Below are 11,364 nucleotides of genomic sequence, written 5' to 3' on the forward strand. Positions count from 1 at the left end.
TTGTCCAGGACCAACCGCACCGCGCGGTCACGCACTTCCTGAGAAAACTTGTTCGTTGTCTTGCTCATGATGCTCCATCCTACTCAAGAGTTGGAGCCTCCGGCAAACCCGGCGCGGTTCAACCCGAATGTTCCTCCGATCCACTTCGGACGCCTTGGTTGGTTTACCAAGCAGCTTGAGGATCGCGGGAAGACCGTCACCCAAGAGACGGTGCGAAAGTGGTTCTCAGGGGAGTCCTACCCTCGTAAGGCAACCATGACGTTGCTCGCATCGGTCCTCGGGGTCGATGAAGCCTGGCTTGCCGTGGGACAATCCGGTGTACCCGACAAGCAGAAGAAGATCCGCAACGCCACGGCTGACGGTGCGGTGAACCTCCTGGCAGGGCTGATCCAGATGGACGGCGCTCATCCCTCTTTCCCCTCCGACAATGATAGGAAGGCGGCGAATCACAAGATCGACCTGCACGCCATCATCAAGGGTGCCCTGTATAACTTCCATGTGTCCCTCGGTCAGCAGTCCAACCGTGGGTGGTTGTTCTCCATCCCGGTCGAGGCACTGAGCGAAACCGTGATCATCGGTGTCATGTCGATCGGTAACCTGCAGCACCACTTCGTCGAACTGGACGCCGAGGGGATCGAGGCTGTTGGGAAGCGTAAAGGTGGAACGGTAGAGGTGCTGTTGCCGAATGACGAGGTTGACTGGAACTTGCGGCGAATCACGTCATTCGCTGAGAGGCTATGATCCGGTCGCTTAATCACCCCATTAAACCCCGTACATCCCAACTTGGGACGGCATTCCTGACGGTATAGACACGAGCAACTTACTGAAAACGAAAATTTTGTAAATCCCGCCGCGGACACCACCTCCCCGTCTTCAGAACCGTGGCGCATGATGCAGGATGACGGGGATGACCAGGTCCTCCTCGTCGATCAGGTGACGATCGAGGAACCCGGCAAAGGCCCCCAGCCGGGCATGCGCCGCCCCCGCCCGGACGCGCGCCCCCGCGCCGGACTGTACCGCGCGCAGGGCCGCGTTGGTCTCCTCGGCCAGGGTGTGCAGGTGGCCGTCGAGGGCATGGTGGTCGCCGTCCAGCAGGTCGAACCCCGCCGACAGGCGCCGCTCCAGCCCCGACAGGACGGGGAAGTACTGCATGTCCTCGATCCGGTGGTGGCCATGGAGCTCGTTCAGCAGCAGCCCCGTCAGCCGAGCCGATCGCGCGGCATAGACCCGCCCCTCGGTCCGACGATCGAGAAACGCCTCCGTCTCGGCCGTGACCCGGCGCAGCAGGTCGCGGAACATCAGGTGGCGATCCAGCCAGAACCGGGTCAGCGCATCGAAGTTGCGGTGGCTCTGCCAGATGTCACGGGGATAGTCGCGCAACAGGACGCGCAAGCCCTCGGGCAGCCCGTCGCGGGTTTCCAGATCGCGCATGTCCCCTCCTGCGTCCGTGGTGGCGGGGATATGGGGGCTGCGCCGGGCCACGTCAGCCATGCGCAGCCGCACAGCGGATGCGCGCCTCAGCGCAGCGCGGGGCGCCAGCCGGCGGCGCGGGCCTCGGCCTCGGTGCAGAACCAGCGCTCGCCAGCGGCGGTGTCGATTCGGGTCACGTCATAGAACCGTTGGCCGGGGCGGTGATAGATCCGCTCGCCCGAGGCGGAGATGTTGCCCTTGATCACACAGTCGGCCCGCGCCGTCTCCAGCGTGGCCGTCTCCAGCGTGGCGGTGCGCCGGTCGTCGCAGAAGGACGCGCGCGGCGGCGGCGGCCCGGCAAAGATCCCCACCCCGGCCGCCATCGCCGCCCGCTCGATGTCCATGTAGGCGCGCGAATGGCCATGCTGGCGGGCAAATCGGGGACAGGCCCGGGCCATGCCATCGCGCAGCATCGCGGCGGCGACGTCGACCTCGCCCTTGAAGCAGCGCGCGACGACGCGCCCCCAGGTGCGCTCTCCCAGATCCTCGCAGTGCAGGGTCTGGCCTTCGAATCGGTCGCGGGCGGCGGCGGTGCTGCGGGCGCCGCAGGGCCAGGGGGTGCCATCGGCGCCTTCGCAGGTCTGGTCCCGCTCGGGCGCGTCGATGCCCTGGATGCGGATCCGGGTGCCGGCGATGTCCAGGGTGTCGCCGTCGATGATTGTGGCCGGGCCGACGATCACCGCCAGGGGATCGCCGCGATCGGCCAGCCCCACGCCGGACAGCGCCGCCAGCACCACCACAAGCGGTATCATCCATGAAATGCGCAACATCAGGTATCCTTGCATGGCGGCTGACCCGGGGCAAGCCGGGCCTGCACGGATTGGTTAAGGATTCCTTAACTGGTTAATGAGGTCTTGCCGCCGCGTGCGCCCGGCGCTGAACGGCGCAACCCGCTGGACAGCCGGCGGGTGGCGACCGATATTCCCCCCATGGCACTCCCACCCGGATTCCTTGACGAGTTGCGCGCCCGCGTGCCGATCAGCCGCATCGTCGGCCGAAAGGTCGTGTGGGATGCGCGCAAGTCCAACGCCGGGCGCGGCGACTGGTGGGCCCCCTGCCCGTTCCACGAGGAAAAATCCCCGTCATTCCATGTGGATGACCGCAAGGGATTCTATTACTGCTTCGGCTGCCAGGCCAAGGGCGACGCGCTGAGCTTCCTGCGCGAGGCCGAGGGGCTGGGCTTCATGGAGGCGGTGGAGGCGCTGGCGGCCGAGGCCGGGATGACCATGCCCGCCCGCGATCCGCAGGCGGCGCAACGGCTGGACCGCCAGACCCGGCTGGCGGCGGTGATGGACCAGGCGGTGCGATTCTTCCGGATGCAGCTGTCGACGGCGGCGGGCAGCGGGGCGCGCGACTATCTGGCCCGGCGCGGCCTGCCGCAGGCCACGATGGAGCGGTTCGAGATCGGCTATGCCCCACCCGGCCGCGCGGCCCTGTTCGAGCATCTGCGCACCGCCGGCGTGGCCGAGGAGATGATCGACGCCGCCGGCCTTGCCACCCGGCCCGAGACCGGCAGCCCCTATGACCGCTTCCGCGACCGCATCACATTCCCCATCCGCGACGGGCGCGGGCGCTGCATCGGCTTCGGCGCACGCGCGCTGGCGTCGGACGCGCAGGCCAAATACCTCAACACCCGCGAAACCGAGCTGTTCGACAAGGGCCGCAGCCTCTACAACCTCGGACCCGCGCGCGAGGCGGTGGCCAAGGGCGCGCCCCTGATCGTGGCCGAGGGCTACATGGACGTGATCGCGCTGTCGCAGGCGGGCTTTACCGGCGCGGTGGCGCCGCTGGGAACCGCCATCACCGAGGAGCAGCTGCGCATGCTGTGGCGGCTGTCGCCCGAGCCGGTGGTGGCCCTCGATGGCGACAAGGCGGGGATGCGGGCGGGGCTGCGGCTGATCGATCTGGCGCTGCCGATGATGGAGGCGGGGCAGAGCCTGCGGTTCGCCCTGCTGCCCGGCGGGCAGGACCCCGACGACGTGCTGCGCACCGGGGGTGCGGCGGCCATGCGCCAGCTGATTGACGGCGCCGTGCCCATGGCCCGCCTGCTGTGGCAGCGCGAGACCGAGGGTCGCGTCCTCGACAGCCCCGAACGGCGCGCGGCGCTGGACAAGGACCTGCGCGCGGTCCTGGCGCGAATCGGCGACGCCAGCCTGCGCAGCCACTACGGCGCGGAGTTCGTCCGGCTGCGCGCGGAGCTGCTGGCCCCCGCCCGCCCGGCCGCGCGCCCCGGTGGCTGGGCTGGCGGCTGGGCTGGCGGCTGGTCGGGGCCGGGCCGCCCCCCGTTCAACGCCCGCGGTGGCCAGGCCGCCCGCCGCCCGCCCCCGGGCGCGCCGCTGCCCAGCACCCGTGGCAGCGCGCTGGCGGGCGCCGACGCCGAGATGGAGGACCGCATGCGCGAGGCGCTGATCCTCGCGATCCTGATCACCCATCCGTCGCTCGTGCCCGGCTTCGAGGACGACCTCGAGCAGCTGGAATGCCGGGTGCCCGAAAACGCCCGCCTGCGCGACGCGCTGCTGCGCCATGCCGCGGACGGTGGTGATCTGCGCGCACGGATGGCCGAGGACGTCGGCCCCGACCTTGAAAACCTGTTTGCGCAGAGCCATGTCGCTTACGCGCCACCTGTGCGCAAACCCGACGACAGTGTCGTCGCACAGGCCTGTCTGGTGGAGGAGGTGGCGAAGCTCGCCACCCGGCGCGCCATGCGGCGCGAGGTGGAGGACGCGATGCATGATATCACCGAACGCGCCGACGAACGGCTGACGTGGCGCCTGGCGCGCGCCTCGGAGGCGGTACACAGCGCGGTGCGAGGTCCGGACGAGGACTCCAGCGACCTGGGCGAGGACCGCAACGCCTTGCTTGCGATTCTGGAACAGGCCAGCCGGACCCACAACCCGAGGAAGACGTGACGGCCCGATGCTTTGATGCCCCCACCCCGACCGTTTCCATGGCCCGATCGTTCCGGTGCCCTGTGATTCGGGCAATCTATCGCTTATGACTCCGGATCGAATCGCCCGCGAATCGGCCGGCTCCAGACCAACCGCCCGCCCCAGCCGCGCAGGAGCATCCATGGCAGCCAAGGATACCGACGACGCCAAGCCCGACGAGCAGGAGGGCGAGATCGCGCTGGACATGAGCCAGGCGGCCGTCAAACGCATGATCGCCGCCGCCAAGGAGCGCGGCTTCATCACCTATGACGAGCTCAACCAGGTGCTGCCCCCCGAACAGGTGTCCTCGGAACAGATCGAGGACGTGATGTCGATGCTCTCGGAAATGGGCATCAACGTCATCGAGGCCGAGGAAAGCGAAGAGGGCGGCGAGGTCGTCACCACCTCCACCTCGCGCGAGGTCACGGTCGCCACCACCACCTCCGAGACGCTGGACCGCACCGACGATCCGGTGCGGATGTACCTGCGCGAGATGGGCTCGGTCGAACTGCTGTCGCGCGAGGGCGAGATCGCCATCGCCAAGCGGATCGAGGCCGGGCGCAACACCATGATCGCCGGGCTGTGCGAAAGCCCGCTGACGTTCCAGGCCATCACCATCTGGCGTGACGAGCTTCTGGGCGAGGACATCCTGCTGCGCGATGTCATCGACCTGGAGACGACCTTCGGCAACCAGCTCGACGAGGACGGCGAGGGCACGGTGGGCGATCTGTCGCCCGCGGCCCAGGCCGGCCAGCCCAGCCCCGCGCGCGAAGCCAAGGGCCCCGAGCTGGACGCCGACGGCAACCCGCTGATCCGCAGCGACGACGATGATGACGACGACGACGGCTCCAACCTGTCGCTCGCGGCGATGGAGAGCGCGCTCAAGCCCCGCGTGCTGGAGACGCTGGACCGCATCGCCGACGACTACATCCGCCTGTCGGAGCTGCAGGACCTGCGGATGGAGGCCAAGCTGGTGGAGACCGCCGGCTTCACCGCCGCCGACGAGGCGACCTATCAGAAGCTGCGCGCGGAGATCGTGCAGCTGGTGAACTCGCTCCACCTGCACAACAACCGGATCGAGGCGCTGGTCGACCAGCTCTATGGCATCAACCGCCGGATCATGGCGATCGACAGCGCCATGGTGAAGCTGGCCGACCAGGCCCGCATCAACCGGCGCGAGTTCATCGACGCCTATCGCGGCTCCGAGCTGGACCCGACCTGGCTCGAGCGGATGGCCGCCAAGGGCGGGCGCGGCTGGACCGCCCTGACCGACCGCTCCGCCGACAAGATCGAGGAGCTGCGCAACGACATGGCCCAGGTGGGCCAGTATGTCGGCGTGGACATCGGCGAATACCGCCGCATCGTGAACCAGGTCCAGAAGGGCGAAAAGGAAGCCCGCCAGGCCAAGAAGGAGATGGTGGAGGCCAACCTGCGCCTCGTGATCTCCATCGCCAAGAAATACACCAACCGCGGGCTGCAGTTCCTCGACCTGATCCAGGAGGGCAACATCGGCCTGATGAAGGCCGTGGACAAGTTCGAGTATCGGCGCGGCTACAAGTTCTCGACCTATGCCACCTGGTGGATCCGGCAGGCGATCACCCGCTCCATCGCGGACCAGGCCCGCACCATCCGCATCCCCGTGCACATGATCGAGACGATCAACAAGCTGGTGCGCACGGGCCGCCAGATGCTGCACGAGATCGGCCGGGAACCCACGCCGGAGGAGCTGGCCGAGAAACTCCAGATGCCGCTGGAGAAGGTCCGCAAGGTGATGAAGATCGCCAAGGAACCGATCTCCCTCGAGACGCCCATCGGCGACGAGGAGGACAGCCAGCTCGGCGACTTCATCGAGGACAAGAACGCGGTGCTGCCGCTGGACAGCGCGATCCAGGAGAACCTGCGCGAGACGACGACGCGGGTCCTCGCGTCGCTGACCCCGCGCGAGGAGCGGGTCCTGCGCATGCGCTTCGGCATCGGCATGAACACCGACCACACCCTGGAGGAGGTCGGCCAGCAGTTCTCCGTCACCCGCGAACGCATCCGCCAGATCGAGGCGAAGGCGCTGCGCAAGCTCAAGCACCCCAGCCGGTCGCGCCGGCTGCGCAGCTTCCTGGATCAATAAGACCGACCGCCGCAGGCCGGAACCTGCGGCGGCATGACGGCCCGGCGGGCGGCGCCGTTACAGCGCCGCCATCACCTCGTCCGAAATCTCGAAGTTGGCGGTGACGGTCTGGACGTCGTCGTCGTCTTCCAGCGCGTCGATCAGCTTCAGAAGCCTGGTCGCGCCTTCGAGGTCCAGATCGGTCGTCGTGCCCGGTTTCCACACCAGGCGGGTGGTTTCCGATTCGCCCAGCGCTGTCTCGAGCGCGGTGGCCACGGCGGCCAGGTCGGTGGCGTCGCACCAGATGGTGTGGCCGTCCTCGCCGCTCTCCACGTCCTCGGCGCCGGCGTCGATCGCGGCTTCCAGAACGGTCTCGGCGTCGCCGACGGCGGCGGGATAGACGATCTGGCCCTTGCGCTCGAACATGAAGGCGACCGAACCGGTTTCCCCGAGGTTCCCGCCATGCTTGCCGAAGGTGGAGCGCACGTTGGAGGCGGTGCGGTTGCGGTTGTCGGTCATCGCCTCGACGATCACGGCGACGCCGCCGGGGCCGTACCCCTCGTAGCGGATTTCCTCATAGGTATCCGCATCGCCGCCCTGGGACTTCTTGATCGCGCGGTCGATCACGTCCTTGGGGACCGAGTTCGACTTCGCCTCCTTCACCGCAAGGCGCAGGCGGGGATTCTTGTCCGGGTCGGGGTCGCCCATCTTGGCGGCGACGGTGATTTCCTTGGACAGTTTGGAAAACAGCTTGGAGCGGGCCGCGTCCTGACGCCCCTTGCGGTGCTGAATGTTGGCCCTTTTGGAGTGGCCGGCCATGATCTTCTCCGGGTCTGGGTGTGCGCGCAGGCTATAGGCTGCCGGGACCGGGGCGCGCAAGCCCACCCCCCCCCGGCATGGGCACCGGGGGCGGCGCGGCGGATCAGATCACCACGACCTGGGTGCCGACGCGGCACCGCTCGAACAGGTATTCGACATGGTGGTTGAACAGCCCGAAGCAGCCGTTCGACGCCATCCGCCCGACCTTGGCCGGGTTGTCGATCCCGTGGATGCGATAGTACTGCCAGCTCAGGTTCATCGCCCGGGTGCCCATGGGGTTTTCGGGCCCGGCCTCCACCCGCTCGGGCAGGCTGGGGTCGCGCTGGCGCATGTTGGGTGTGGGGATCCACACCGGCTCGCGGCGCATCAGGGTGATCTCGGTGCGGCCGCGGCGGGTGAATTCCTCGGTCATCGGCACCGAGGTGGGATAAACCAGATAGGTCTCGCCGTCCTCGGACCAGAAGTGCAGCGCGCGGCTGGCGACATCGCACAGGATCGCCCCGTTGCGGCGGTTGTCGAAGTGGTCCTGCCAGCGCACGGTGCGGAAGCTCTGGGTGTTGCGGCGCGCGGTGGGCTGGGCCGTCAGGTCCTCCTCGCCCACGATGTCACCGGTCAGTGCGAGCGCCGGCGCGGCCAGCCCCGCCCCGAAGGCAACCCCCCCAAAGGCCAGCAGGTGTCGGCGCGAGAACATGTCATGGGCCATGCGAGATTCCTTGCTCGGTGATGCTGCATCGTGAAGGTGTGCAAAACATGCGGGATTTGCAATATCTTCGGCGCGCAACTCCGCTCACTTCCGCGTGCGGCTCAGTCGCGGCCGAACACGCCCTCGTAGATCGGCATCAGGGTGTCGACCTCGAACAGCGACGACACCGAGGTCCCCGACCAGATGTTCAGGATCGCCTGTGCGAGGATCGGCGCGGTGGGCAGGACGCGGATGTTGGCGGCGGCGCGCACCGCCTCGGTCGGCGCGATGGAGTCCGTCAGCACCAGGCTCTTGAGCGTGGAGTTGGTGATCCGCTCCACCGCCGGGCCGGACATCACACCGTGGCTGATATAGGCGTGCACCTCCTTGGCGCCCTCGCTCATCAGCAGGTCGCTGGCCTTCACCAGCGTGCCGGCGGTGTCGCAGATGTCGTCGACCATGATGCAGGTGCGCCCGGCGACCTCGCCGATGACGGTCATGTCGGCGACCTCGCCGGGGCTGGAGCGGCGCTTGTCCACGATCGCCAGCCCCGAGCCGATGCGCTTGGCCAGCTCGCGCGCGCGCCCGACCCCGCCCACATCGGGCGAGACCACGATCACCTCGTTCAGGCGGTCGCGGAACTGGTGCTGCACATCCATCGCGAACACCGGCGCGGCATAGAGGTTGTCGACGGGGATGTCGAAGAACCCCTGGATCTGGGCGGCGTGCAGGTCGAGCGTCAGCACCCGTTCGATCCCCGCCTCGACGATCAGGTTGGCCACCAGCTTGGCCGAGATCGGCGTGCGCGCGCGGCTCCGCCGATCCTGGCGGGCATAGCCGAAATAGGGAATCACCGCCGTGATCCGCGCCGCCGACGACCGGCGCAGCGCGTCGGCCATGATCAGCAGCTCCATCAGGTTGTCGTTGGCGGGGTTGGAGGTCGACTGGATGACGAACATGTCCTCGCCGCGGACGTTCTCGTACATCTCCACGAAGATTTCCTGGTCGTTGAAGCGTTCCACCCGCGCGTCGAGCAGGCTCACCGGCGCGCCGCGGTGCAGCGACATCCGCCGCGCGATGGCCTGCGCCAGGGGGCGGTTGGCGTTGCCGGCGATCAGCTTCGGCTCGGACATGGCGGGCATGGGCGGGATCCTGGCGGTTATGGCAGCGTTGACACCGCTTATCACCGCAATAGGGTTGCGCAACCCATCGCCCCGCAAAAGAGGCCCGACCGTGGCACAGATCGCGTATTTCCTGAACCCGATATCGCCGTGGGTCTATCTGGCGGGGCGCCGCCCGTTCGACATCGCGGCCCGCCACGGTGCGGAGCTGGTTCTGCACCCGGTCGATGTGCAGGCGCTGATGGCGCGCACCGGCGGCACCGCCCTGGCCGACCGCCACGAGGTGCGCAAGGCCTGGCGGCTGCAGGAACTGGCGCGCTGGTCGGCCCGGCTGGGGATGCCGCTGGTTCCCAGGCCCCGACATTTCCCCACCAATCCCGCACCCGCGTCCTATGCCCTCATCGCGGCGCAAGAGGCGGGCGGTGGCGATCTGGCCGCGCTGGTGACGGGCTTCGGCCGTGCGGTCTGGGCCGAGGAGCGCGACATCGCCGACGACACCGTCATCCGCGCCTGCCTGGAGGGCGCGGGCTTCGATCCCGCCCTGGCCGACCGCGGCCTGCTGAGCGGGGCCGAGACCTATGCCCGCAACCAGGAGGTGGCGGTGGCGCAAGGCGTGTTCGGCGTGCCCACCTGGGTGGTGGACGCGCAGGTGTTCTGGGGTCAGGATCGGCTGGATTTCCTCGACGCCCATCTCGCGGGCTGAGGGAGCCTCAGCCGTCCATGTGGGCCAGAAAGGCGTCGACCTCGGCCGCGGTGGTGGACCACGAACACACCAGCCGACAGCTGACGGGGGCGTCGTCCGGCCCCTCCAGCGTCTGGTCGAACGGCCACAGGTAGTATTTTGCCCCCGCCGCCTGCAGCCGCCGGTGCACGGCGCGCGGAAACGCGGCAAAGACCATGTTGGCCTGCGGCGGATGCACCAGCCTGGTGTCGGCGCGCGCTGTCAGCCCCGCCGTCAGCCGCTCGGCCATGGCGTTGGCCTGCCCGGCCAGCCGCAACCACAGATCGCCCTCCAGATAGGCGTCCATCTGCGCCGCCAGGTAGCGGTGCTTGGAGAACAGATGCCCACCCCGCTTGCGGCGCAGCTCGAACTCCCACGCCTTGGCGGGATCGAACAGGATCACCGCCTCGACCCCCAGCAGCCCGTTCTTGGTCCCGCCAAAGCTGAGGACATCGACGCCCGCGCGCCAGGTGATGTCGGCGGGCGTGGCGCCGGTGGCCACCAGCGCGTTGGCAAACCGCGCCCCGTCCATGTGCACCGGCAGGCCGTGGCGGTGCGCGACCTGCGACAGGGCCGCGACCTCGGCCGGGGTGTAGACGGTGCCGGCCTCGGTGGTGTTGGTCAGGCTGACCATCCCGCGCTGGACGTTGTGCACGCCCGCGCCGCCGGTGGCCTTGATCCGCGCCTCCAGCGCATCGGGGGCCATGCGGGCGTCGGAGCCTTCGACCAGAACCAGCTTGGCGCCGCCGGTATAGAACTCGGGCGCGCCGCACTCGTCCTCCTCGATGTGGGCGACGCGGTGGCAGAACACCGCGGCCCAGGGCGGGCAGTAACACGCCAGCGCCAGGGCGTTGGCGGCGGTTCCGGTGGCCACCAGATGGACGGCGGCCTGCGGCGCCTCGAACAGCGCGCGCAGCCGGTCGCGCACCGCCAGCGACAGTGGATCGGCCCCGTATCCGGCCGCGAACCCGTCATTGGCGCGACCCAGCGCTGCGATCACCTCGGGCGGGACGCCCGAGCCGTTGTCGGAGGCAAAATGCATCACGGCTCCTCTGCGATGATGTGGTCTTCCCACTCGTCCTCGGGGACGTCGTATTCGGGCACGGTCCAGCCCTGCACGGAAATCCCCGCGCGGTGCACGCTCTCGGGATCGCCCGAGACCAGCGGATGCCAGGGCGCCAACCGCCGCCCCTCGTGGCGCAGCCGGTAGGCACAGGTGGGCGGCATCCAGTAGGCGATCTCGCCGATGTTCTTCGGCGTCAGCACCACGCATTCGGGCACCAGCCGCTTGCGCTCGGGGTAGTTGCCGCAGCGGCAGGTGTCGCCGTCCAGCAACCGGCAGGCGACGCGGGTGAAGGCGATCTCGCCGGTGTCCGCGTCCTCCAGCTTGTTCAGGCAGCACCGCCCGCAGCCGTCGCACAGCGCCTCCCACTCGGCCGGGGTCAGCCGGTGCAGGGGAAAGCGCTCCCAGAAACGCGGGCGCAGCCGCTCGCGCGACTGGGTCTGGGGCATCGGGGCCGAAC

Annotated in this window: 11 protein-coding genes; 4 read left to right on the plus strand and 7 right to left on the minus strand. The window is 68.7% G+C overall.

The window, feature by feature from the left end:
* Nucleotides 1-48: 48 nt before the first annotated feature.
* Nucleotides 49-741, plus strand: coding sequence for a helix-turn-helix domain-containing protein (locus CCR87_RS07520; RefSeq protein ID WP_201156934.1), 693 nt, complete (start codon nucleotides 49-51; stop codon nucleotides 739-741).
* Between the two features lie 132 nt (nucleotides 742-873).
* Here CCR87_RS07520 and CCR87_RS07525 read toward each other — a convergent pair whose 3' ends face one another.
* The gene (locus CCR87_RS07525; RefSeq protein WP_242511908.1) at nucleotides 874-1,491 is read right to left on the minus strand and encodes a hemerythrin domain-containing protein; all 618 of its coding nucleotides are present in this window, start codon (nucleotides 1,489-1,491) and stop codon (nucleotides 874-876) included.
* A gap of 26 nt (nucleotides 1,492-1,517) precedes the next feature.
* Complete coding sequence (locus CCR87_RS07530; RefSeq protein ID WP_201156936.1) at nucleotides 1,518-2,222, minus strand: thermonuclease family protein; 705 nt, start codon at nucleotides 2,220-2,222, stop codon at nucleotides 1,518-1,520.
* 177 nt (nucleotides 2,223-2,399) lie between these two features.
* On the opposite strand from CCR87_RS07530, the gene dnaG reads away from it, so the two are divergent.
* Nucleotides 2,400-4,379: a DNA primase gene (dnaG, locus tag CCR87_RS07535; protein ID WP_201156937.1), complete on the plus strand. Its 1,980-nt coding sequence runs from the start codon at nucleotides 2,400-2,402 to the stop codon at nucleotides 4,377-4,379.
* A gap of 160 nt (nucleotides 4,380-4,539) precedes the next feature.
* Entirely contained in the window at nucleotides 4,540-6,519 is a 1,980-nt protein-coding gene (rpoD, locus tag CCR87_RS07540; protein ID WP_201156938.1) for an RNA polymerase sigma factor RpoD, read from the plus strand.
* Nucleotides 6,520-6,576: 57 nt separating this feature from the next.
* Here the strand turns inward: rpoD and CCR87_RS07545 are convergent, their stop codons facing one another.
* The 3 genes from CCR87_RS07545 to CCR87_RS07555 form a co-directional block, all read right to left on the minus strand.
* Nucleotides 6,577-7,317, minus strand: coding sequence for a YebC/PmpR family DNA-binding transcriptional regulator (locus CCR87_RS07545; RefSeq protein WP_201156939.1), 741 nt, complete (start codon nucleotides 7,315-7,317; stop codon nucleotides 6,577-6,579).
* 103 nt (nucleotides 7,318-7,420) lie between these two features.
* Nucleotides 7,421-8,020: a L,D-transpeptidase gene (locus tag CCR87_RS07550; RefSeq protein WP_201156940.1), complete on the minus strand. Its 600-nt coding sequence runs from the start codon at nucleotides 8,018-8,020 to the stop codon at nucleotides 7,421-7,423.
* A 101-nt stretch (nucleotides 8,021-8,121) separates the two neighbouring features.
* Nucleotides 8,122-9,141: a ribose-phosphate pyrophosphokinase gene (locus tag CCR87_RS07555; RefSeq protein WP_274609759.1), complete on the minus strand. Its 1,020-nt coding sequence runs from the start codon at nucleotides 9,139-9,141 to the stop codon at nucleotides 8,122-8,124.
* Nucleotides 9,142-9,232: 91 nt separating this feature from the next.
* On the opposite strand from CCR87_RS07555, the gene CCR87_RS07560 reads away from it, so the two are divergent.
* Entirely contained in the window at nucleotides 9,233-9,823 is a 591-nt protein-coding gene (locus CCR87_RS07560) for a 2-hydroxychromene-2-carboxylate isomerase (protein WP_338048892.1), read from the plus strand.
* 7 nt (nucleotides 9,824-9,830) lie between these two features.
* On the opposite strand, the gene CCR87_RS07565 is transcribed toward CCR87_RS07560, so the two are convergent.
* Complete coding sequence (locus tag CCR87_RS07565) at nucleotides 9,831-10,883, minus strand: threonine aldolase family protein (protein WP_201156943.1); 1,053 nt, start codon at nucleotides 10,881-10,883, stop codon at nucleotides 9,831-9,833.
* On the minus strand, nucleotides 10,883-11,353 hold the full coding sequence (locus CCR87_RS07570) for a YcgN family cysteine cluster protein (RefSeq protein WP_201156944.1): 471 nt from the start codon (nucleotides 11,351-11,353) through the stop codon (nucleotides 10,883-10,885). The genes CCR87_RS07565 and CCR87_RS07570 overlap by 1 nt, the downstream gene beginning before the upstream one ends.
* Between the last annotated feature and the right edge of the window lie 11 nt (nucleotides 11,354-11,364).

This window comes from Rhodobaculum claviforme, assembly GCF_016653255.1.
In the GTDB taxonomy this organism is placed as follows: Bacteria; Pseudomonadota; Alphaproteobacteria; order Rhodobacterales; family Rhodobacteraceae; genus Rhodobaculum; species Rhodobaculum claviforme.